Source organism: Bacillus sp. AR8-1 (assembly GCF_008042345.1).
GTDB classification, from domain to species: Bacteria; Bacillota; Bacilli; order Bacillales; family Bacillaceae_G; genus Bacillus_A; species Bacillus_A cereus.
This window is the reverse complement of the sequence record NZ_QNUB01000005.1, coordinates 79,443-103,230: the sequence shown is the minus strand read 5'-3', so window position 1 is coordinate 103,230 and position 23,788 is coordinate 79,443. Positions and strand designations below refer to the sequence as shown.

The following is a 23,788-nucleotide window of genomic DNA, read 5'->3' as shown; positions in this document are numbered from 1 at the left end:
ACCTATTTTATAAAATTTATTTTCGGTACCACCCGTTAATAACTGCCTCTGCTTCTTTACTATGTATTTGATACGGATGTGTACTATCATTAGAGCCAATAAACCAAATTGAAAAACCTTTAAAATATGGTTTCGGTTCTAATACATCGCGGTAAGCACGCCATCCATTTAATTGTACATCTTTCGAAAACACATTTGAAACATCTGGATTCCATGGATTTTGTAATCCAAGTTCACGCGCTGGAACGTTAAATCCACCGAAGTAAACTGGCTTTCCTGTTGCATTATGTAATTGTTCCAATTGCTGAACAACATTTTGCCCACGATTATATACTGTTGTCGCAAATAAACTTTGTTTCACTTCTTCATATGTTGGATTCCTTTTTCCTGAAACTTCAAACCAACTATCAATACTAACAATATCCACCTTTTTTAAATACGGGCGATTGATTTTTTCTTTAAACTTTGCTTCATAAGAAGGGTCCCAGCTTGCTGTTAACCACCAGTTCATTTGATACAAAACATTTCCTTTATACTGATTACGAACAAAATTAATTGTATCGCTCCAGTATCCTTCTGCATACTCCATATTCACGAAATTAGAAGCAATCTTTAGTCCATACACATTGTATTTACTTGTAATGGAATTAAAAATATCTTGCAGAATAACCGTCTTCCAATTCCAGAAGAAATCATTAATGTTACTTGGGTTCCATTCTGTCTCTCCAACATTCCCCTGCTGAATATACGGGAACGGTTCCACTATAACTTGAATATTACGCTTTAATAATTCTTGAATTAAAATAATAGCTTGTTGCTTTTGCGCTTGATTAATTACCATATTCGTAGAAGTCACATTCGGGATATCCACTTGAATCGGTACATTTACTGTATTTAAATTTAAGCGCTCCACATCCGCTAATACTTTCGCTACATTTCCAACTTCCCATACTGTTACGTTTCCTGATTTGATTTTTCCAGATTGAACAGTATTTACATCTGCCTGTACATTTCCTTGAAAACAAAAAGAAAACAACATAATAAACACTCCTAAAAAACTTATTAAACTCTTATTTTTCTTCACAACTTCCCCCCTATAATTTTTGGCTTTCTTGATTATTTTATACAACGTTTCATATATATTCCACAAAAAATCCAATAAATTTTTATTGATAAAAATGCTATTCATCCTTTATTCACATCTTACTCATACTAAGCTCCTAAAAATAGTAAGATAAATAAAAAAGGAACGGATTTCCGCTCCTTTTTTATCTTTTTACGATTATCAATCCATTTCCCTTTTAGGCTCTACCAACATGATGTGGGATTCCTTTTCAGTGAAAGGTTTATGCTCAACGCCTCTCGGGACAATAAACATCTCGCCCTTAGAAATTTTCACCTGTCCATCACGGAAATCGATGAACATCTCCCCTTCAAGCACAATAAATAGCTTATCCGTATTAGGATGCTCATGCCATATAAAATCTCCATTAGCTTTAAAAAGCTGAATTTGATCATCATTCATTTCACCAATCACTCGTGGATACCAATAATCGTTAATTTTAGATAACTCGTCATTTAGTTTAATAGGTTGGTAATGGATAATAATCCCTCCTCATTTTTAACTTCCACTATATTACAATAATCTAAGTAAAAAAGTCGTCATTACGCTTAAAAAGAAAATGCTCCGGCCAGAACTTTTCATTCAGATAGTACAAAGGAGTGATTTCAATGAAAGTTCTTTCAATCCAATGTTTCCTTTAACTCTCCATAAGTATAGAACAGTGATTTTCAAATAAGAATGGACCCCTGTTGACATTAGTATGGATTATTGATGAACTTCTCGCGATATTTAGTAGGCGAAATGCCAACTCGCTTCTTGAAAACTCTACTAAAATAAAAAGGGTCTGTGATTCCAACAGCCTGCGCAATTTGTTGTACAGGCACACCACTTGTACATAACATTTTTTGAGCCATCTTTATACGATAGTTCAATACATATTCTGCTGGCCCCATACCTGCATGCTTTCTAAACACGTAAGAAAGACGATTTCGATTAACATTATTTTGTTCTGTAAGCGTATGTATTGTAATATCTTTATAATAGTATTTGCGAACGTAACTAGATATTCGTTCGAATAAAGTATGCGACTCATAGTTGTTTTCTCTATTGACAACACTTAATAAAGCTTCATTCAACGCTTCGCGAAACAGCATTTCGGTCTGAAGCATCGAAATGCCTCCACGCTGATTATACACATCCCAAAGACGCATAAGTAATTCGACAAGACGAGGAGATTGTCCTGTTAATAATTCAAAATGCTGATGAGTAAAGCCAGAGTCTTCTCGTTCTGAATTGCTTATCTGATATAAAACAAGAATATATTCCCAGTTTATTTCACCAAGCATTTTATGGGCTAATGTCATTTTTGCACCCCCATGTATAACTTTTCCTGGGGAAAGGATATACGGCGTACCATTAAATTGAAATTGCGTCTTCCCTGTAAGTGGAAATACAAATCCTGGGAAAGAATCTGTAGACTCAGCACAAGGCACACCTGGATTTTTAGCATAACGATATACTCCTTCTACTCGGAAAGGATTATTGGCAAGATACTCTGCTAACTCATTCACGTCCAACTTCACAATGCACGCCTCATTTCAATAATAGTTTTCTTGTAATTCGCGAGATTAATTGGTGTACATTCTGGGCAACGCTAAACTAAAAATAGTACATACGACTTAACAAGATCTGGTTATTAACCTATAAATATATTGTTTTTCATTTATTGACAAAAGTATCCTCCCTATATTATTGATAATGATTTTCATTGTAGTTTGATAAAAAAACATTTGTCAAGTTGGATGGCGTAGAAAAATGACGAAACAAGGGGTACAGAGGGACCGTTCTGTTGCAAATAATACCTGGTCTTTGTTAACTAATTCCCCTCAAAACTGGAATAATCATGTTAATAGTTGTAATGGCTTTATTTGTTACAGCACTTGCAGCATGTGGAAATAATCGTAATCCTGAAGAAGTTGCTACAGCGTATTTCGAAGATGGAAACAGCCTACTATCAAATTAAATGATAGTAGGCTGGCTGTTAAAATCATTTAAGAACTGGGTTATGTTCTAAATGATAAGCTTTCATTATCAAAAAGATTATTACTAGTCCCTCCACAAACAAAAACACCCCATCACTTCGGTTCTAAATTTAGCACCTTCCCCTCTATTCCCTCCGTATTCAATGTAGTCGTATGATACGTTCCACTTACCCAATCATCTATTTGATCATGATACCAATCGCTTCTAAAATGTCCCGATTGTCCTGGCCCTACGATATGATAACCGTTTGACATATCTTTCGTATCAATAACAAATCGCCAAGAAGCCCCGTGATTTACAATGCCGTTATCGCCGTAACTCGCTGCTTGAACGGTAACTTGACTTCCGCCAATTGGAACTGGTTTCTCACGATTAAAAGTGAGTAACGCTAACATACTAGATGATTTCGAAATTGGATGTGTAAAAGCGAGTTGATGATAATCGTCCCACTTCCAGGCCCCAACATCGGGTCCATATTCCTTCTGCAATTTCTTCATTACATTCTCGTACGATGTATGCACAACTTTTGTGAAACCTCCGTACTTAGAAAACCATGCACTATTTTCTCCTGCTACTTGTTTCCGGATTAATTCATCCACAACTTGTGACTTCCCTTTAAATAACTCCATTACATCTTTCGGTATTTCTTTTGAAAATAACGTATTTGAAATCTCTTTCATTAATAAATGGAATATTAATGGTGCCGCTTCATCTTTACTATCGTAAAAATTCCACTTTGTTAATTGGTTTACACCTTCTTTCTCTACCTCATTTAAAGATGCTTTATTTAACTCTTTTAAAAATATAGGAGTAAACTCTTTCCCGTATAAATTCTTTTGATCCATCTGTAACTCTTCTAAATCTTTCACCGTATACTTTTCCTTCTCTTGCAAAAATTCTTGAATACGCATTTGCCTATATGGCTGTGCCCACGTATTGCTAATATGGTACGGATAATCATCATCAACAATTTTATTATTCGCAGTTGAAATAAAACCTTCTTTCGGATTTATAACTTTCGGCAGCTGATCAAATGGAATATATCCTTCCCATTCATATTCATCTGTCCATCCTGGAACAGGCAAGCTACCATCGCCTTTTTTACGCACTGGTATATTTCCATTTGCTTTATAAGCAATCGTGCCATCGTTTGATGCAAACACAAAGTTTTGCGTTGGTGTATGGAAATCTTGAAGAGCGGTTTCAAACTCCGTCCAGTCTTTTGCTTTGTTCATATTTAATACAGCTTTTAACTCAGCTGACGGTTCTAAAGCTGTCCACTTTAAAGAGAATACGGTTTTCGTTTTCTCCTTCCCCTTATTCGCAAACTCTGAAATTACTGGTCCATGCCTCGTAATTGTAACGTTATAAGGAATTGTCTTCCCGCCTTTTACTTTAATAGACTCGTCTACAACGGTAGCTTTCTCCCATTTATCGTTATACAGAAATTCATTTTCATTATTAGGATTTCTCTTCTCAATATATAAATCTTGCACATCAGGCCCTGTATTCGTAACGCCCCACGCTATTTTGTCATTGTGTCCTAATATAACACCTGGTACTCCAGCGAAAATAACGCCACTCACATTTAAACCTTGCATTTCAAGTCTCGTTTGATACCAAATAGAAGGCGTCGCAAGAGATAAATGAGGATCATCTGCTAAAATCGGCTTACCTGATGCACTCTTCTCACCGCTCACAACCCAGTTATTACTACCGTTAAACTCCGGCGGAATTATCGTTTTTGAAAAACTTTGCGCTACGTCCACATTTGTATTTTTCAGTTCAGCTAGCAATCTAGGAGCATCTTTCGGATATTTAGGAAATAGCTCATTTGCTTGCTCTTTCGGAAGGTTTTTCAGCGCCCAATATCGAAACGCCTGTCCATGCCAATGTCCTCCTAAGTCAAACGCCATATACTTCCCGATCGTTAAAGTATCAACAATTGACCACTCAGCAGGTTCATAACCTAATATAGTAAACTCAACTGGTAATTTCTTTTCCTTTTTCGCCTCACGTATAAAAGCGTTCACTCCATCAGCAAATGACTGCAGGGCATATTTTGCTTCTCCATCATATTGACTAACTGAAGCTTCTGCCGCTCGCCGTAAACCGAGTGTTCGAAACAATTTATCTCGGTCAACAGCTGCTTCCCCAACAACTTCACTTAACATACCAGAAGCTTGTCTTCTACTTAAATCCATTTGAAACAACCGATCTTGCGCTTGTACATACCCTTGTGAAAAATATAAATCATGTGCATTTTCCGATTTAATATGCGGGACACCTTTACTATCCCGCTTCACCGTAACAGCGTGTTGTAAATCCTCTAGCTTTATCGTTCCATCTATCTTTGGCATAGATTTCAGCGTATATATATTCAAAAAAATCGCAGCGGAAATAACTAACAAGAGAACGATACTACTAGCCCAAATAAAAATTCTTCTTCCCCTTTTTCGTTTCTTCTTTATAACTACCTCCATATAACCACCCCTTTCTCACACTATTCGCTTCTTTTTGAGAATGAACCTTTTAAAAACATTAAAAAACCCCCTTCATTTTCCTACCAATGAAGGGGGTCTTTCTTATCGTTTGCTACGCCAACTTTCATTATGCCCAAGATTTGCACCTGTCGCTACTTGCACATCATATAACATTTCACTAAAGAAGCGTTTATCTACTTCTTTTGGTACAATGCGTCTTTCATCATCAATTTCATCGTATTCATATGAACCACGATTCACTGTACCTGCTTTATAAAATTGAATGTCAAATACACATACATCTTCTTCATCTTCATAACCAATCGGCGCTCCGCTAAATGACAATTGCACTCCTAATCCGTTACAAGTATCTTCTTTGTAAAATGTATAATACACACCGCCATCTTGAACAGATCCACGGATCCATCCAAGCTTCGTCATCTTACCGAATAACGAACGACCATTTAGTAAAATACCACCAAATCTCTCAATAGCACTCTCATCATTCTCTTCTACTACAAACACTGGACGCTCAATTTGTAGGAACGGCTGAACAATTCCCGCACTTTCTAATTGCTCTTTCCATAATTCCTTCTCCGCCCCAGACAATTCTAACGGATGAACGAAACCAATAACAGTGCCAAATGAAAGTTCATAACTCTTCCCTTCAATTGTACAGAACACGCCACCTTCTGCATAACGGAATGCGTTCAGCAACTTCCCTTCCTTATACTCACCCCAAATGAGTGAAATAGAAAATTGCTTCATAATTGAATTATCCATAAATACAGACTTCCATGCATTATGTGACCAATAACGCTTTAACGAAAGTGCCGCTTCTAATCGTTGTTTTTGCATTGAAAGAGTAGTTCGGAGCTCCTTCTTTAAAGAGGCTAATTCTTTTTTAGCCTCTTCAGCCTTTTCTACATCATCTTTTGCATTCGGCTTTGGAAGTGACTTCATACGTTTTCCTTCCTCTGTCTCTAATTCAATTTTTGACTCTGTAGTTAAAATGGCAGTAAAACTTCGATTCCCGAAATCAATTATCTTTTCACCATGTATAGTAAAGCCAAGGTCCGGCACCAATTGATCTTCCAGCTCTTCCTCTGTTATACCACGTGTTTTCGCAGCAAGACTTAGGGCTTCTTTTGCTGCATTACGTACTTGCTTATGTTTATATTTAAATGCTATTGCATGAATAGACATAAGTGCAAGCTTAGATGAAGACAAACCTAAAGCACGAACGGCATCCGCTGCTATCTTTCCTCTCATTTGAAGCACCCATTCATCAATTTGCTTTATAAGTATGTCGACCATTTTGTCGTCACTATACATTCCGTATAACGAAAGAATTCCACGCTTCTTCACATCTGCGTCTTGAGAAATCCATATTTGATATATTGTTTGCACATATTCTTTTAAGTCCTCTTCATTTAAAGCTCTACCAATTACTTCTGCCGTTTCTTTCTTCTCAATAACAGCATCTGAAATATACTGTTGTAAATAGGCTAACGGAATTGCAGCATCAGCAATTTCATTAGAGTCACGTAAACGGATTTGTGGCTCATCCCCAATCAATTGCAGAAGTGAATTTCTTGTTTGTTCCGTTAAAATACGTGCACATAGTTCTTCGATCTTTTCTTCCTCCGTTTGAAATAAAAACGACAATTTTCCTGCGAAAGATGCATTTTTACTTTCTTGCAAAGCTTCCTGTACAAGTTTCGTATATTTTTCAAGCTTATACTCTATTAGTATTTTCATCACATTTTCACGAACAATCTTCTTTTTATTATGAAGTTCAACTGCTACATCTGCTGCAGCTTCTATATCTTTTGAAAGCAGTTTAACTACAGACTCACGCATTTTTTTAGATGAATCTCCTAAGCTTTTAATTAAAATCGGACGCATTTTAACCATGTTATCCTTTGCTAACTCTTCTAAAATATATGCTTTTGCCATAGCAGAATACTCATCAAACCGTTCAATTATATATGCTTGTTCTTTTACAATTACACAAACAAGCGCTTCCTTCGCCTTATTTCTCTCTTCACTGTAGCATGCAGCTTCTTCAACTGCATAAGCGATAAGTTTTTCCTTACTTAACCCATACGAAAGCAGATCTTCTAATACTTGTTTCGGCTCTACTCCTCTGACAGAACATTCGTAAAGAAGTTCGTATAAATTAACACTATCATCATCTCCAAACTGTAGTGTAAGTACAGCTTCCCTTTTCGCTACATCATCTATATCCCAAAGAAGCGCAACCTCTAACACCGGCATACCCCAATACATACTTCTATATTTCGGATTTTTAAGTATTTGCTCCATATCCTCAAGTGACAACTTCCCTAGTAAATAATCACAATATGTATCCCGCACTGTAGACAATTTAATTTGCAAAGCAGCAACAAAAAATTCTTCTCGCATTTTCCCTCTATTTAGCTCATATCCTTTTTCGGCTAGCGTTCGTGCGATGATGAGATAATTCATTTTACTTACATATTGCAAAGTTTGTTGAATAAATTCAGGGTTTTCCTCCAACATAAAGCATAGCAATTCATATTCATACGTCTTACAAAAATCCTCACTATTCAAATCATGTTGCCTTAGACGATGCGCAAAAAATCTTTCCTTAGAAATCCAAAACTGTGTACAAAAACTTTGAATTTCTTCATACGTTTCTCTATTTACACTACCAGTTTTTTTGTGGTTTTGAGACTGACCGAGAGTGTGACACATATAACGTGTTGCATAGTTTATAAAACCCCAAACATTTTTCTTCGCCAATATCTCAATATATCGCCTCGCAACATTCGAATGTTTATGAACACAAAATAATAGCCGCCAAATATGTTCCGGTAAATTCCCACCTATAAATACTTCACTATCATCTTCACCTTTTAAATACCGTTTAACTGCTTCAACCTTTTCCTTTTCCTTTTCCTTTTCCCCTAGCAGTTTCAATATAAATTCTGTATGTTCTTCTAACCTCTCATTCAATAAAGAACTATATGTACGAAACTTTTCATACTCTACATCAAACATTACGAGAAGTAATGTTAATTGCTGTTTAGTTGGTAAAGTATGTAATTGTTCCTCTATATAGTTCGGTTTCTCTTTTGTTAACTCTCTAAGAAAAACATCTGCTTCATTGACGTAACTTGAAATACTAGATAAATACCTACATGCAATTGCTACAAGGTTGTCCAAAGGTAGTGCACTTTTTTCTAAATAAACCTTCATTTTAGAAAAACTGACATGCGCAAAACGGACTACAAGAACATTTAATAATTGCTCCTCGAGTATATGATAAAATAACCGAAAGAAACCCGGATCTTGTTTATGTACTTTCCTAAAATCGTTTATAAATCGCTCCGCAAAATCGCTTCTTTTTTGATCACGAATCGTCGTTAGTTCAATATCTTTTAAAATCTCTTCTTCTTTTGTCTGTAAATATCGTAGTGATAATTGTTCCTGTTCTTCTGTCATATTAATATATTGAAACAACTCAGATGTACTAGTAGTCAAACTTTGTACCCCCCGCATCTTTTTATCTATTATAAAAATACCCTTATTTAATGGTAGTATAGCATAAAACCCACAAAAAACGAACGTACATTCTACATTAAATTAATGTAAATTAAAATACACTACTCAACATACATTTCCTTCTCTCTAAACTTCCCATTACACACTTCTCCCCACTAAAATCCTTTAACTTTTTGCTACACCAATTCCTCAAAATCCCCTTCACATAAGCTAACGTTTTCTTATTATTTTCAAACGCAATTTTAAGTGCCTCTAACACTTTCTCTCCAGAAAGTCTTTGTATCCAATTCTTCAATTCTTTCACAATATATGGGGATAAACTACTAATATTTTGTTCATAAAACTTATAAACTTCACTATTTGGAACGTTCTCTTCTATACTTTCTACCTCTTCCGCTTCTTCTTTCTCTTCAATAACTACTTGTGAACTACTATTATCCTCTTCTTTTGGCATACCAAAATGCTGCAATAATAATGGAATCGTGTATTCTTCTTCAAGGCATTTACGTAAAAAGATATGTATGAACTCATTATTTTTTACAGTCTTTAACTCACGTAATACGCACTTTTCTACATTCGTATTTGAAATAGGGTTATAGTGTAACCAGTTTATTATGAATACCTCTTTCGTTTCCGTATCATATAAAATCTTTCCATACTCAACAAACCTGTTTAGCAACTTCTCAACAGTCTCCATACTATAACCTGTTTCAAGCTCTGCCACACGCTTCGGTAATATGTAAATACCACATTGCTTCGTTTTCGTACCAGTTAACAAATATATGTAAAAATAACGCTCCTCTGGCGTTAAATCTAATATGAATTCATCTTGCCAAAAGTTCACCTGCACATTACGGTATACCGCCATATGTTTCCCTCCACTCTTTGCTAGTAAATAGGAAGATTTTAATCCTTCATTATAAAAATAGGAATGCGGGAATGGTTTTGGCATTCGAATTACAATTTTTTTTACTACTACAACGCCGGTTTCATTTTTTCGTGCTTGTTTTGTTCTTGTAGTTGTTTTTGTTTTTGTTTTTTCTTAGTGATTTATTACTTGGTAGGGGCTTATGAGGGGCTTGGAAGGGCATTCTGCATTACAATCTATGAAATACAATTTGTTCTTCCTACTAAATAGGAGCTATTCCAAATTATTATTTTGGATAGCTCCTTTCAAATTCTTCTTATTTTTTACTTCTACCAATGTCAGCTTCTACATACAATTTATTCTGCTATTTGCAGGCAGTAAAACCCTCATTTCAAAATTCGGTGAATAAACTGCTCGATTGCAACGCGAGTGGCCCCACTGATTAAAGTTTTATTTTTGCATTGAATCTAACATCTTCACAATAAAAGCAGCTGCCTGACCACGAGTCGCTGTACCTCGGGGATCAAACTCATTATTTCCAACACCATTAACTACCTTTAAGCTGTATAATCGTTGAACCGATTCTTTATATGTTATTAAATGCTTATCTGTAAATGGTAATGCTACTAACTCACCTGTAATTCCTTTGTATCGTAATGCTTTGTCAATCATAATAGATACTTCTTCACGAGTAATTGGTGAGTTAGGATCAAAAACCCCTTCACCACGACCATTAATAATTCCTGCACTTGCACAACGTTTAATACCGTCATGAAGTGATGGATGTGCCTCATTAATATCTACAAATGACTTATTTCCCTCTGGTAGTTTAAGAGCATTCGAGATTAATTTCGCAAACTCCGCTCTCGTTACATTTCGATATGGCGCAAATACACCATTGCCTTCGCCTTGCATAATACCTAGACTGTTTAATTTACGAATATGCCCTTCAAACCAGCCACCTGTAATATCATCTTTTGGTTTTTGTACTTCTTCCTTAGGCTTTTGTACCTCTTCCTTTGGTACATTGTAGTTAATTTTAATCCAACTTGGGTCATAGAAAATCCATTCTCCATTACCTACTTTATACCAACCATTTTTAACCGCTAATACTTTGTAACGATCTCCGTTTGAAGCTTTACGTACAACACGATGTTCAATACCCGCATCACTACGTACATTGATGCCACTACCATTTACCACTAGTTCCATGCTAGGTTCAGCTGGATTATTTTCATTTGGATTAAATGAGTCATTTTTATCTTGTAAAGGAGTATCAATCTGCGCATTTATATTTGCATACCACTGAATTCCTTGTACGAAACCAGCCCAATTACCACGTGAAATTAAAATGTCAGGACATTTTTTCCCGCTCCATTGTTGATGCTTGTAAATATGATCTGCACCAATTCCTTCTTTGTTCATTAAATAACCCGCAAGTCGTTTTGCATTTTCTAAAGCTTTATTGTAATCACCGTCTTGGTTAACCGCGATCTCGATACCGATAGACTCCCTGTTTCCTGATCCATCTCCATCTCCTGCATGCCAACCGTTTTCGTTTGTTGGTAAGTGTTGATAAATTTGTTTATCGTCTACTGTAAAATGCCATGAAGCTGTTCGGAACGTCCCCTCTGTTGCTTGTTTATACAAATATTTCGCATGATTTTCAGCATTAGCACCAGCGGCCGTATTTGCCGTCTCATGGATTGTAATGTAACGTGCTTTCATCGGATTTGCAGGACGAATATCAGAGTTTCCTGCTGGAACAATCCACTCTACAAATGGAACTCCTGCAAGTGTTCCATATTTCTTCGTACTCGGTGCACTATATTGAATACCTCTTGGCTTTGCAACAGGTTTCATTTGACGATCAGATCCATCATTTCGACCATCTACAGATTCAAATGCCTTTTCAATATTTAAAATAGCTTCCTTTTCTGCTACTTGCCCCTTCTTTGCATCTTTCATTTTGTTTAATTCTTCTGTTTCATCATGTTTATGCTTATATTCTTCTAAAAGCATTTTTTCATTTTCAGATACTTCTGCTTCGTTAACTTGTACATAATCAGGAACTTCCAACTTGAAATTAGAATAATTTAATCCGCTCGTTCCATGTTCTCCTTGGGCAATATTTAGTTGATCAGTTTGAGCTTTGTTTATCTCTTCTGCTGATGCTGATAAAGGTACACTCCCTAAAATCACTAGACTTGTTGATAGTGCGATTACTTGTTGTTTGATTGTCTTATTCATTATTATAAATAGATATACACACATTTTCGCCGTGTATATATCTCAACCTCCTTTTGTTGTCACATTAATTTTAAAAATACGAATCTATTATGTACTTCTAATATATTTTCTTTTTATTTATATATTTAAATTATATTATTTTATGCCCGTTAAGAAAATATTTATATGTCATCCCTACAAATGAATTTCATCTAACATACTTTTTACAAAATCCGTCAACAAAAATTATTTTACAACTAATTACCAATACCGTCAAAAGCATTTTCAACAATCCACACTTTAATAGCTATAGTAAATGCTATTTCTTTCACATTATATACTATTACAAATTACCTTTAACTTGTCCGACAATTTCGTTTATCGTATTTCGATCAAACTTATCACTAATTTCGTATGGCTCACGATCTCCTACGAATTGCACGCCTACAATATCATTGCGATCCTTACCGTATTGCACTTCAATAATAGATCCACGCTCTATTTGTTTCCAAATGAGACCTACTTCATCTTTATTATCTAAAATAATGCAGTCTTCAATATTTTCATCAATCCCAATTAACTTGTTATCATCTATATATCCAATCTCGTATTGTTGCCGTTCTTTCGCTTTTCCGCTTACTAGTATACCTTTGCTACCATATGAGTAATCCGTATAGTCCTTTTTCTCCTTTTGTACCCCTTTCGGCTTTTGTGCTTCAGTTTTTTCAGCAGCTCCACAACCTGTAATAAGACTGATTGGCATAACCATAGTTAATACTACTCTAGTAAATTTCTTTATCATTTATAACTAACCTCACATACTTAATTTAAAATGCTATTTATTTCCTTATTATAAAATAACATGATAATACAGAGAAAGAGCCAAAGATAAAATATTATTTACATCCGTATTGTCCCTCCCTTTACATTAATATAGTACCCTCATAAGTATGAATAGCTAGGCTTTCAAAATTAATACGGGAATATTATAGAAAGTAGACATCCTACTCACATACGATTAGTATTAGAATTGAAAATATATAAACTAGATGATTACTTATATTAAGGAAGGAAGTGCACAGCTATGGATTTTAAAACAGTCATGCAAGAGCTTGAAGCCCTTGGTAAGGAAAGAACAAAAAAAACATACATCTCTAACGGTGCACACGAGCCGGTTTTTGGCGTAGCTACAGGTGCTATGAAACCAATCGCTAAGAAAATAAAAGTAATTCAAGAGTTAGCTGAGGAACTTTATGCTACAGGTAACTACGATGCTATGTACTTTGCAGGCATTATTGCAGATCCAAAAGCTATGAATGAGTCTGATTTTGATCGCTGGATGGACGGGGCATATTTTTATATGCTATCTGATTATGTGGTAGCAGTAACTTTATCGGAGTCAACTATCGCCCAAGACGTTGCGGATAAATGGATTGCAAGTGGGGATGAGCTACGAATGTCAGCGGGCTGGAGTTGCTACTGCTGGCTTTTAGGAAATCGCAAAGACAATGAATTTGCCGAAAGCAAAATTTCCGATATGCTTGAAATTGTAAAAAATACAATTCATGCTGCGCCAGAACGAACAAAATCTGCTATGAATAATTTTATAAATACTGTAGCAATTTCATATGTTCCACTACACGAAAAAGCAGTCGAGACTGCAAAAGAAGTTGGTATAGTTGAAGTAAAACGTGATAATAAAAAAAGCAGTTTGTTAAATGCTTCCGAAAGTATTCAGAAAGAAGTCGATAGAGGAAGAGTTGGTTTCAAACGTAAATACGTTAGATGTTAAATTATTAAAAAAGGTGTCAATCAAGAAAGATTGGCACCTTTTTTAATGTAGAAGTAGAAAATGAACTACCTCCCTAAAAATCATTCATTTCCCTCTTTACAACTTATATGTTAGAAATTTCTTCTTTCACTTTATACACCCTATCTCTTTTCTCATCGTTTTTAACAAAAGTAAGCTTTCCTTCTGTAACAAAACCTTCCAATGCTAAGCATACTTGTCCATATGCTTTTGGCTTATTCGTTGTAAATCTTTCATCTGATATTTTACCAGATCGTATTAATTGTTCGCATAACTCCAATGCACTTATTTCTTCAGAATCCATTAATTCCAATATATCTTTTTGCAATGCTGATAAAGGTGCAGGTATTTCGGCTACCTCTACCTTTTCTTTTTTATCTTCTTTTTCGTCTTCAAATAAATCTTCAAATGAAATTTGATTCATTACATCTTTTCCTTTCTCATAACGAATTTGCTTAACATGAACTGAACCCTATATGTACTAGAACTTTTACATTTAGTTATTGTTATGTAGTCCTTACCTCTTTACATAGATTTTATAACTCATGTACATTATTTTAAGTAGTATATTTCCATTATACCAAATATACGTTCTGTCATCTATTGTAGAATTCGTTATTACTGAACTGAAATCAATAGTGAATATCCGGTGCACAAATCATCCAAACAAAAAAATGCTAATCGCATTGTTTGAACTACTTCCACATGTCTATCAAGCTAAGAAAAACGAACATCCAAAATAAAAAAGCGAGGTTACTATTGTAGTACCTGAAAAGCAGGCAGTCTTTAAGGCTTAGTTAAGTAAGTATTCTATGTTGTGAATGAAAAAGGATCTGATATGAATATCAGATCCTTTTTCATTGCTTCTTTTATAAATGTAACTTTTTTATACATACATCGTTTCACACGATAACTGGTTCATACGTGCTTACATTATCATACACTGTTTTCGCAATTCTAGGAGGAAGATTAACACACCCTCCAAATCTGACTTTTTAATAGAATCAAAGTGTATTTTTACTTACCAGACTTAATTTTTTCGTTATATTCTTCTAAAGTTAACCCTTTTTCTTTTAGATAAACAGCAACTTCTTTTCCTACATAACGATAGTGCCATGGCTCATACTTAATGCCAGTAATATTCTCTTTATCTTTTGGATAGCGGAGAGTAAATCCATACTCTGCAGCATTCTTATCTAACCATTTGAATGCATCGGTAGTTTCAAATTTTGCATTTAAATCTTCTACAGTATTCTGCCATTCAACTGAAATAATGTCTAACGCTAATCCAGTATGATGTTCACTTGCACCAGGATACTGAAGATATTCCAATGCTTTAGCACTAGCTTCTTTGTCCGACAAACCTTGAGATTTATAGCTTTTAACTGAAGCATCATAATACGTTTGTTGTAATTTTATAGCTCGATAACCTGATCTTAAATAAAGATTGATTCCCTCTTTTTTTGCAGCTGCTACCATATCCTGATAGGAAGTTGCAATTCTACTATCTATTTTCATATTCGGCTTAGCATTTTGGGTAATACTTGTTAATTCAATTCCTAATTCCTTTGATAACATATGCTCTCTATTTACAAGAATAATTCTCCAATCATTAGGATCAGAGATAGGTAAAACATCTTTTTTATTCGCATGTATCTCTTTTTTATTTTTATCGTTATTATTAGTAGTTTCCTGAGATGTTTGCTTTCCACTACAAGCAGCAAGACTCCATCCCATTGCCAATACCAATGCTAAAATTATAAATTTTTTAATTGTATCTCATTCCCTTTTTGTTTATTAGTCTATATACCAATTTCCCAACACGTCTCTAGGAATCTCCTTGAAATCCTTCAAAGAAACGGGGCCGACAAATTTTTTAATTCCATGTTTTTTAGAATCTTCATCCGAATAATCTTTTAAAAATTGAATTTTAAATTGTTTCTTACCATCAGCGTAGTCGGTTACTGTCGGTACGATTGCCGCTTGTCGTATACCAAAAGTTTTATCTTCATACTTAACAAATTGTACATAAGATAATCCTCCAACCAATGTTTCTAATTTTTCTTGCGCAGAGATAAGATTTCCAAGAGAATAATAGATTAGCGTTTCATGTCCATCTTTATTTTGTTTCCACTCAATTGGTTGAATTACATGTGGATGATTTCCAATTACTACATCTACACCTAAATCTGTTAAATATTGAGCAACTTCTTTTTGTTGCTTTGAAGGTGTAGATGTATATTCTACTCCCCAATGCACCATAACAATCACCATATCAGAGCTATTCTTTGCCTTTTCCACATCATTTTGTATCGCTTTTTTATCAATTAAATTTAAAGCCCAAGACTTATCAGCCGGAATTTTAATTCCATTCGTACCATATGTATAATTTAGTAACGCAAAACGAATACCATTTTTTGTAATCGTTTTTATTTCATTACGCTCGTTTTGACTCTCATTAATGCCTACTGGGATAACATCCGGATATTTCTTCCAGTATTCTCTTGTATTCGCAACACCTTTAATACCCATATCCATAGCATGATTTGTCGCTTGAGTCACTATATTGAATCCAGTGTCCACTAAAGATTGGCCTACTTCTTCAGGTGTATTGAAAGTCGGATATCCCTGTACTTTTAGATTATTTCCTGCAATTGGAGTCTCCTGGTTCACGATAGTAAGATCACTTGATTTAACAGCTTTTTTGATATTTTCATAAATATAGTTATAATCATATGAACCGTCTTTTTGTTTGCCATCTTTAATTACTGCGTCATGATATAAATTATCACCCGTTGCTAGTAAATTCACAACCGATTTTACTTTTTTATCTTCCGCAAAATTAGGAGACTGTTGGATAGGACTCTTCTTTACCCAATTTGGTGCTTTTAATGATGTATCTATATTAGATTCAGCCGGTGGTAATGAAGCTTTAGATGTCTTAACATCTGTATTACCACAAGCAGTTAAAAGCACTAAAAAAATAAGACATAATAAAAAAAACTTTTTACTTCTCTGTAAAGTATCTAACATGTGATCCTCTTTTCTGTTTTATTACTTATAACCAGTTCTAACAAATCATTCTTTAAAACAACGTATTTTGGTTTTACCCTTAATTATGGAAGGACACTCTGTTACATCTGCTTCGGAATATACAGATAATCATTTTCCATTCTCTAGCAATCTATCAATTCCATCAGAATTGATAGATTGCTAGAGAAACATGATCCATCAGGATGTCGACTAGTTTCATATACCTGTTCCAATTGCAGTAACTCGTTTAATCTAAACAAGATAGAAGAATAGTTCATATAGCCTCTTCTCTTGCTTTACGTTTGTGAGTGGCTCCAAAAAGAGGGGATCGTTGCTGTACCCCCTTTAAATATTATGGAATCTTTGTAACTAATTTCTTTACGTTAAGCGACAAACATTATACCGATAACAATAAGTAAGACCCAAGAACTTATTTTACCAATATACGAAAAAAGTAGCAATCTTTTGCCCCATATAATGAAGCCAATTAGGAGAAATGAAAGGGAGATTCATTTTAATTAATTCCTTCCTTCATTGATTAATAAAAAAACAAGCCACCCAGCTATTGGATGGCTCTATACGATAAAGAGAATTTGTTATTGGATTACTTCAATTTCCCTTCAAAAACAATCTTCCTACCGCACGGCTCAACTACTGTTTTGCCGTCTTTCTTTACTTCATGAAAGATCGGCTCTTCCATACGACGAGACGGAGCGTAGCCTTCTTGTTCCATACGTGCTAAGCAGTCTGTAATTGTTTCATTTTCAAGTACTTCAAATTTCTTTTTATTAGGTTGTTTTGTCATGCCCTAACCTACTTTCTATTTTTCTTGATGCGAATTGATTCTTCATGTAGACCATGTATAACATTGCTAGAATTCCCATTATAATCATAACCGCAATAAAAAAGCTTGTATACTGTATTTTTTCTATAAATACGCCGCCTAATACAGGCCCCATAATACTTCCTAAACTAAAAGCGATTCCGGATAATATATTACCTGCCGGTAGTAAGTGTCTCGGTAATAAATCAGTCATAAATCCAAGCCCTAAAGAGAAACACGATCCAATAACCATACCCGCTAAAAGCATGCAGGCAAAGACGATCCAGTAATATTGATCAAATACGGCGGCAAGTAGAAAAATGCCCGTACTTATGCTAAACGTCCAGGTTAATATACGATCCCTTCCGTATTTATCACTCAATATACCGAGCGGAATCTGTGTAATAATACCCCCAACTGCAAATGCTGGTAATAAGAAGGATACATCTGAAACAGACCACCCTTTACGAAGTGCGTATACTGGTAAGTTACTATTTAACATCGCCTCAAGTACACCGTATGCAAGTGGTCCTAGTAACGCAATCCATCCTAATCCAACAACTTGTTTATAACGAGAAAATGATGATTCACTCTTCACTTCTCTTTCATCTTGCGCTGGGAATGCATTTTTTGTTGGAAGTAGTAAAAGCCAACCTATTAGACAAAGTATAGTAGATATAATAAATGGCGTTGCAAGACCGTACTGTACAGTGCTTGCTAAATACGGACCAACGGCAAAACCAATTCCGAAGAATACACCGTATATCGATACTTGTCTCCCTATTTTACTTGGGTCCGATGTTGTCGTAATCCATGTTTGTGTTCCGACATGAAGCATATGATCTCCGACTCCAACTAGAAATCTAAGGATAAACCATACCCAAAATGAAAATGTTTGTGTAAAAAAGAATAATGAAATAATAACGAGAAACCCACCTATAACAATAATTGGCTTCATTCCAAACCTTTGCATCGGTTTTTCAAGAAACGGCGAAATAACTAATATCCCGATGTACAATGCCGTCGCATGAATACCGTTAATACTTGAACTAACCCCTTCTTGTTCAAAAATCATTGCAATGGCAGGTAAGAGCATTCCTTGTGATAAACCAGAAATTGCTACAATCCCAACCATAATCCAAAATGTAAAACGCATTGACATCCCTTTCCCTCTCCTTCTCACGCTTTCCACTTTTCATTATAAACTGTTTTTTTAAATGCGTGTACGAATATTCATAATAAAAAAGAAGCTAAAAGAATGAACCTTTTAGCTTCCTATCCTTCCCAAACTTGTGCTTTCACATTATAATGAAAATGTTTAAAATATGGATTTTCATAAAATGATGGTCCATATAAGTAATGTTGCATATGAGCTGTTAGTGGCTGCTGCATTTGTAAAGGAACTACAGCTGGTGAAACTTGCATATACATCGGATCTATCATTATTTTTGTATAGATATGATGATCATATGGCGAATAAGCGATTAAGGATGGTTTATGCATTGATAATCTCCCCTTATACATACAAATGTTATAGTATATGCAACACTTCTCATTTCGGGGATTATTTCTGTTCTAACCAATCCTCTACATGTTTTATAAATACATCTAAACAATCAATAAACGGCGAGTGTCCGCAATCTTCTAATACCTTCAACTCTGCATTTGGCAAATGTTTCGCTAATTCCTCACCGACTACTTGCGGTACGACATAATCTCTATCACCTTGTATGACGAGTGTCGGCACTTTAATATGATGAATTTGCTTACTTCCCTCTACAACCCCATTATGTTCATCCGAAATATTAAATGTAATGAGCGCATAATTCACATCTACGAAATTACGTTGCGTTAACATATCATCTAAATACTTTTCATAACGGTCCGGTTCAGGTTGATTATGTGTATATATTAATAGATTCCATACTGTACGGTAATATAGTTTGTTCATATTTTTTATCGCGTCTAATACTGGAGCGATTTGTACTGGATCTTGCGCAATTTCTTCTTTTGTCTTTACTAAACTTGATACGATTGGCTGCCCATTCGTATCTTTTTTAAAGATTGGGTATCCTTTCATTCCTACTGATTCTACTAAAATTAACTTTTCTACAAAAGTTGGGTGATTCGCTGTAAATTGCATCGCAACACCACCGCCCATTGACCAGCCCATTAATGAGAATTTCTCTAGCTTTAACTCGTCGATAAATAATTTTACATCTTCTGCAAAATCTTGTAATGAATCTATCGACTGATTATATGTTGATTGTCCAAATCCTCTTAAATCAAGAGCGTAAATATGATATTGATCTTGCAACTTTTCAATGACTAAATCCCAGTGTTGTGACGATGTCATGTTCCCGTGAATGAGTACAAGAATATCTGTATTTCGCCTTCCAACTTCCTGATATGCAATCGTTTCTCCGTTCGATAGTGAAACAAACTCCATTGTTGCAGGCTTAATCATCACAAGTTCCCCCATTCTATTTAATAGAAAGAAAATTCTTTACTTAATTAAAGAATAGCACGTAGAATATACGTTCGCAACATAAAACCTATAAGAATTTTTCACATAAATCAATATGTCTATTACTAGACAATTATTATAAAAAAGTATATAGTTAGCTAGGTAACTAATTTGAAAGGATCAAAATACATGGACGAAAAACAACATTTTTTTCATATCGTCAGCCAGACTTCTCGAAAGTTTACGAAGAAATTTAATGAACGTGTATCTCCAACTGGGTTATTTAGTGCGCAGTGGGCTGTTATTTTCCGCATTAATCAAACTGGTTCTTGTACGCAAACAGAATTATGCCAATATTTAAATGTTGAATCACCAACGATGACTCGTACGTTAACACGTATGGAAACGATGGGATGGATTATTCGTACAGAAGGTAAAGATCGCCGTGAGAAGCTCATTTCTTTATCCGAAACAGCGATAAAGATGATTCCAATATGGCAAGAAGAAGTTGATACTTTCGAAGAAAAAACGCTAGAAGGTATTAACGAAGATGATTTACATCAAGCATTTCAAGTGTTACAACAAATTATTAAAAATTTAGATTAAATTGGAGGGATGACGATGCAAAGTGAGAAACTTTGGACGAAGGATTTCCTCGGAACTTGTTTTAGTAGTCTATTTCTCTTCTTAACATTTTACATGCTTATGACTACTCTGCCTGTCTATGTAATAGACGGCCTAAAAGGAAAACCTGAGGAAATTGGTTTAGTTGCAACTGTGTTTCTTATTTCTTCTGTTTTATGTAGACCATTCACAGGAAAATGGCTCGATGATTTAGGAAGAAAGAAAATATTATTTATTTCACTTTCATTATTTTTAGCCGCTACTGTTATGTATTTCGGTGCGCAAAGTTTATTCTTATTACTTGCCCTTCGCTTCTTACACGGTATTGGGTTCGGGATGGCAACGACAGCTACTGGTACGATCGTAACTGATGTTGCGCCAGCTCATCGACGAGGCGAAGCACTTGCATATTTCGGCGTATTTATGAGTCTGCCGATGGTAATTGGTCCTTTTTTAGGTTTAACAATTATTTCTCATTTTTCGTTTACTGTGTTATTTATCGTTTGTTCCGTATTTTCATTACTTGCATTTTTATTAGGACTACTTGTAGATATTCCGCACGAAGCACCTGTTAGCAAACAAAAACGTGAAAAAATGAAATGGAAAGACTTAATCGAACCATCTTCTATTCCGATTGCACTTACAGGATTTGTTTTAGCCTTTTCTTATAGTGGCATTTTATCCTTTATTCCTATTTATGCGAAAGAACTCGGTTTAAGTGAAATTGCAAGTTACTTCTTTATTGTATACGCACTTGTTGTTGTCATTTCTCGTCCATTTACAGGAAAGATTTTTGATCGCTTCGGTGAAAATGTACTTGTTTACCCTGCTATCATTATTTTCACAATCGGAATGTTCATTTTAAGCCAAGCACAAACTTCCTTTTGGTTCCTTGGGGCAGGTATGCTAATCGGTTTAGGTTACGGAACATTAATTCCAAGTTTCCAAACGATTGCGATTTCTGCCGCTCCAAACCATAGACGTGGTTCTGCGACAGCTACGTACTTCTCATTCTTTGATAGTGGTATTGGCTTTGGTTCTTTCATTTTAGGTATTGTCGCAGCGAAATCCAGTTATCATAATATGTATTTTATCGCAGCTATTATCGTTGCTTTCACTTTACTTTTATATTATGGATTACACGGACGAAAACAAAAATTCAAGAAACAATCTACAGACGGAAAAATTTCCGCTTAACGTTAATAAGGAAAGTAAACTTCCCCGTTTACTTTCCTTATTTTGTATTTCTTTCAAGACGAGCGTATACTTATAGTAGAAATAAAAAGGAGGGCCATATATGAAACTAAAAAAATCTCCCCTACTCTTACTTATACTAACATTCATATTTGTAATTACAGGGCTTGGGTTTACTTACTTCAAACAAAATAAAACGACTCCATCAAAACATAATGTGACAAAAGAAAACTGGTTAAATGACCCTTACTTACGTTGGTCGTATACACATATGAAAGAATTCACTTTAGTTAATGACGTAAAAATCAATCCTGACCAAACTGCTCACTTCCCTTCCGCATTACAAAACTTAGACGATTTTGCTGTGGAGCGTAGATTCGGAAATACAACTCCTCTAAAAAAACTTTTAGACGATAACAAAACAGATGCTTTTGTCGTTGTACATAATGGACAACTTGTTTATGAACGATATTTCAATGGGTATAAACAGAATGAACCTCATGGTATGGCATCATTAGCAAAAGTCTTTACCGGGGCAATTATACAATCTCTCGCTGAAGAAAATCGTATTGATTTAGAGAAAACAGCTGACACTTACATAAAAGAATTAAAAAATACACCGTTCGGAAAAGCGACACTTCAGCAATTAATGGACATGCAAGTTTCAGCAGAATACCCGACCCACGGATATGAGCAGCCTGGGCTAGAAAATCAAGATGCACAATTATATTTAGCTAGCAATATTTTACCCCGCGGCAAAAATTACGACGGTCCGATGAAAATTTATGATATGTTACGAGAAGCCGAAGAAACTGCACCGCCTGGTTCTTCCTTTTCTTACAATAACGGATCAACAGAAACGCTCGCTTGGATTATTAGAACTATTACTGGTAAATCACTAGCTGAAAATGTAAGCGAACGAATTTGGTCTCAAATTGGTATGAAAGAAAACGCGTATTACGTTACAGATGAAACGAAAATAGAACAAGCAAGCGCTGGCTTAAATGCAACTGCTAGAGATATGGCGAGATTCGGGCAATTACTATTAAACAACGGGGAATATAACGGAAAACAAATTCTCCCTTCTTCTATTACTGAAGATATAAAAAATGTCCAAGAAGGTGAACTTGCAATTAGCCCTGGAGCTTCCATTTCTTATCATAATCAATGGTGGATTCCCCACAATGAACAAGGTGCTTTCGAAGTGTTAGGTAGTTACGGACAAACACTTTACATTGATCCGAAAGCAAATATGGTAATTGTCCACTTCTCTTCTAACGCTACGCCAAGTAATGAAATACATTCAGTTTACTCAAATATGTATGTTGATATTGCACATCATTTGGAGAAGCTTCCACGGTAGTGGAAGCAGGAGTTTAAACCTTGCACAGTTATGGCTATTTAATTGAACACTCAATCTGTTGTGCTAAAACGTCAATATAATAAAAAAGGATCTCTCTTGATATAGAGAGATCCTTTTTTTATTTCTTCTTCTTTTCTGTCGGTTGGCTTTGTTTAGCGAAATTAGATGAATCATCGAAATTTGGTTGCTTTTTACCTGCATTATTACTTCTACCTTTTCCCATATGTAATGCACCTCCC

The 23,788-nt window shown here is 35.2% G+C and carries 19 protein-coding genes; 4 read left to right on the top strand and 15 right to left on the bottom strand.

Going from position 1 to position 23,788, the window contains the following annotated elements:
• Positions 1 to 16: 16 nt before the first annotated feature.
• The 8 genes from DN400_RS01895 to DN400_RS01850 all read right to left on the bottom strand — a co-directional run bounded on the left by DN400_RS01895 (position 17) and on the right by DN400_RS01850 (position 13,037).
• The gene (locus DN400_RS01895; RefSeq protein ID WP_141550718.1) at positions 17 to 1,084 is read right to left on the bottom strand and encodes a glycoside hydrolase family 113; all 1,068 of its coding nucleotides are present in this window, start codon (positions 1,082 to 1,084) and stop codon (positions 17 to 19) included.
• A 201-nt stretch (positions 1,085 to 1,285) separates the two neighbouring features.
• Positions 1,286 to 1,525, bottom strand: a complete 240-nt coding sequence (locus DN400_RS01890) for a cupin domain-containing protein (RefSeq protein WP_000997182.1) — start codon at positions 1,523 to 1,525, stop codon at positions 1,286 to 1,288.
• A gap of 293 nt (positions 1,526 to 1,818) precedes the next feature.
• Entirely contained in the window at positions 1,819 to 2,646 is an 828-nt protein-coding gene (locus DN400_RS01880) for a helix-turn-helix transcriptional regulator (protein WP_147801507.1), read from the bottom strand.
• Positions 2,647 to 3,198: 552 nt separating this feature from the next.
• A complete protein-coding gene (locus DN400_RS01875; RefSeq protein ID WP_147801506.1) occupies positions 3,199 to 5,589 on the bottom strand; it encodes a penicillin acylase family protein in 2,391 nt (796 codons plus the stop codon).
• 102 nt (positions 5,590 to 5,691) lie between these two features.
• The gene (locus DN400_RS01870) at positions 5,692 to 9,117 is read right to left on the bottom strand and encodes a DUF4132 domain-containing protein (protein ID WP_147801505.1); all 3,426 of its coding nucleotides are present in this window, start codon (positions 9,115 to 9,117) and stop codon (positions 5,692 to 5,694) included.
• Positions 9,118 to 9,229: 112 nt separating this feature from the next.
• Entirely contained in the window at positions 9,230 to 10,006 is a 777-nt protein-coding gene (locus DN400_RS01865; protein WP_086422622.1) for a DnaD domain-containing protein, read from the bottom strand.
• 450 nt (positions 10,007 to 10,456) lie between these two features.
• On the bottom strand, positions 10,457 to 12,256 hold the full coding sequence (locus DN400_RS01855) for an S-layer homology domain-containing protein (RefSeq protein ID WP_025117791.1): 1,800 nt from the start codon (positions 12,254 to 12,256) through the stop codon (positions 10,457 to 10,459).
• Positions 12,257 to 12,578: 322 nt separating this feature from the next.
• The gene (locus DN400_RS01850) at positions 12,579 to 13,037 is read right to left on the bottom strand and encodes a hypothetical protein (protein ID WP_000591650.1); all 459 of its coding nucleotides are present in this window, start codon (positions 13,035 to 13,037) and stop codon (positions 12,579 to 12,581) included.
• A gap of 282 nt (positions 13,038 to 13,319) precedes the next feature.
• Between DN400_RS01850 and DN400_RS01845 the strand changes: the two genes are divergently transcribed.
• Complete coding sequence (locus DN400_RS01845) at positions 13,320 to 14,027, top strand: DNA alkylation repair protein (RefSeq protein WP_147801504.1); 708 nt, start codon at positions 13,320 to 13,322, stop codon at positions 14,025 to 14,027.
• 103 nt (positions 14,028 to 14,130) lie between these two features.
• On the opposite strand, the gene DN400_RS01840 is transcribed toward DN400_RS01845, so the two are convergent.
• From DN400_RS01840 to phaZ, 7 genes are all read right to left on the bottom strand, one after another.
• Positions 14,131 to 14,469, bottom strand: a complete 339-nt coding sequence (locus tag DN400_RS01840) for a DUF3895 domain-containing protein (protein WP_001071898.1) — start codon at positions 14,467 to 14,469, stop codon at positions 14,131 to 14,133.
• Positions 14,470 to 15,062: 593 nt separating this feature from the next.
• Positions 15,063 to 15,794 (bottom strand): M15 family metallopeptidase, encoded by a 732-nt coding sequence (locus DN400_RS01835; RefSeq protein ID WP_000241993.1) that lies wholly within the window; start codon positions 15,792 to 15,794, stop codon positions 15,063 to 15,065.
• A gap of 48 nt (positions 15,795 to 15,842) precedes the next feature.
• Positions 15,843 to 17,078, bottom strand: coding sequence for a CapA family protein (locus DN400_RS01830; protein WP_147801503.1), 1,236 nt, complete (start codon positions 17,076 to 17,078; stop codon positions 15,843 to 15,845).
• Positions 17,079 to 17,682: 604 nt separating this feature from the next.
• A complete protein-coding gene (locus DN400_RS01825; RefSeq protein WP_000166303.1) occupies positions 17,683 to 17,883 on the bottom strand; it encodes an NETI motif-containing protein in 201 nt (66 codons plus the stop codon).
• Positions 17,867 to 19,063 carry an MFS transporter gene (locus DN400_RS01820; protein WP_000062798.1) on the bottom strand — a complete coding sequence of 399 codons (1,197 nt, stop codon included), beginning with the start codon at positions 19,061 to 19,063 and terminating at the stop codon, positions 17,867 to 17,869. Before DN400_RS01820 ends, DN400_RS01825 begins: the two co-directional genes overlap by 17 nt.
• A 113-nt stretch (positions 19,064 to 19,176) precedes the next feature.
• Positions 19,177 to 19,404, bottom strand: coding sequence for a hypothetical protein (locus DN400_RS01815; protein WP_000549496.1), 228 nt, complete (start codon positions 19,402 to 19,404; stop codon positions 19,177 to 19,179).
• A gap of 61 nt (positions 19,405 to 19,465) precedes the next feature.
• Positions 19,466 to 20,368 (bottom strand): intracellular short-chain-length polyhydroxyalkanoate depolymerase, encoded by a 903-nt coding sequence (gene phaZ / locus DN400_RS01810; protein ID WP_097997790.1) that lies wholly within the window; start codon positions 20,366 to 20,368, stop codon positions 19,466 to 19,468.
• A gap of 189 nt (positions 20,369 to 20,557) precedes the next feature.
• Here phaZ and DN400_RS01805 point away from each other — a divergent pair, with 189 nt between their 5' ends.
• From DN400_RS01805 to DN400_RS01795, 3 genes are all read left to right on the top strand, one after another.
• Positions 20,558 to 20,974 (top strand): MarR family winged helix-turn-helix transcriptional regulator, encoded by a 417-nt coding sequence (locus tag DN400_RS01805; RefSeq protein ID WP_000343675.1) that lies wholly within the window; start codon positions 20,558 to 20,560, stop codon positions 20,972 to 20,974.
• Positions 20,975 to 20,989: 15 nt separating this feature from the next.
• A complete protein-coding gene (locus tag DN400_RS01800; RefSeq protein WP_001190321.1) occupies positions 20,990 to 22,189 on the top strand; it encodes an MFS transporter in 1,200 nt (399 codons plus the stop codon).
• A 100-nt stretch (positions 22,190 to 22,289) separates the two neighbouring features.
• Positions 22,290 to 23,549: a serine hydrolase domain-containing protein gene (locus DN400_RS01795; protein ID WP_147801502.1), complete on the top strand. Its 1,260-nt coding sequence runs from the start codon at positions 22,290 to 22,292 to the stop codon at positions 23,547 to 23,549.
• The last annotated feature ends 239 nt before the right edge of the window (positions 23,550 to 23,788 follow it).

Excerpts from the sequence above, each read along its gene's own strand:
- DN400_RS01890 (WP_000997182.1), bottom strand. The coding sequence starts at position 1,525 with ATGAATGATGATCAAATTCAGCTTTTTAAAGCTAATGGAGATTTTATA.
- DN400_RS01805 (WP_000343675.1), top strand. The coding sequence starts at position 20,558 with ATGGACGAAAAACAACATTTTTTTCATATCGTCAGCCAGACTTCTCGA.
- DN400_RS01795 (WP_147801502.1), top strand. The coding sequence starts at position 22,290 with ATGAAACTAAAAAAATCTCCCCTACTCTTACTTATACTAACATTCATA.
- DN400_RS01840 (WP_001071898.1), bottom strand. The coding sequence starts at position 14,469 with ATGAATCAAATTTCATTTGAAGATTTATTTGAAGACGAAAAAGAAGAT.
- DN400_RS01875 (WP_147801506.1), bottom strand. The coding sequence starts at position 5,589 with ATGGAGGTAGTTATAAAGAAGAAACGAAAAAGGGGAAGAAGAATTTTT.
- DN400_RS01865 (WP_086422622.1), bottom strand. The coding sequence starts at position 10,006 with ATGGCGGTATACCGTAATGTGCAGGTGAACTTTTGGCAAGATGAATTC.
- DN400_RS01830 (WP_147801503.1), bottom strand. The coding sequence starts at position 17,078 with ATGTTAGATACTTTACAGAGAAGTAAAAAGTTTTTTTTATTATGTCTT.
- DN400_RS01845 (WP_147801504.1), top strand. The coding sequence starts at position 13,320 with ATGGATTTTAAAACAGTCATGCAAGAGCTTGAAGCCCTTGGTAAGGAA.
- DN400_RS01815 (WP_000549496.1), bottom strand. The coding sequence starts at position 19,404 with ATGCATAAACCATCCTTAATCGCTTATTCGCCATATGATCATCATATC.
- DN400_RS01850 (WP_000591650.1), bottom strand. The coding sequence starts at position 13,037 with ATGATAAAGAAATTTACTAGAGTAGTATTAACTATGGTTATGCCAATC.
- phaZ (WP_097997790.1), bottom strand. The coding sequence starts at position 20,368 with ATGATTAAGCCTGCAACAATGGAGTTTGTTTCACTATCGAACGGAGAA.
- DN400_RS01800 (WP_001190321.1), top strand. The coding sequence starts at position 20,990 with ATGCAAAGTGAGAAACTTTGGACGAAGGATTTCCTCGGAACTTGTTTT.
- DN400_RS01820 (WP_000062798.1), bottom strand. The coding sequence starts at position 19,063 with ATGTCAATGCGTTTTACATTTTGGATTATGGTTGGGATTGTAGCAATT.
- DN400_RS01825 (WP_000166303.1), bottom strand. The coding sequence starts at position 17,883 with ATGACAAAACAACCTAATAAAAAGAAATTTGAAGTACTTGAAAATGAA.
- DN400_RS01855 (WP_025117791.1), bottom strand. The coding sequence starts at position 12,256 with ATGAATAAGACAATCAAACAACAAGTAATCGCACTATCAACAAGTCTA.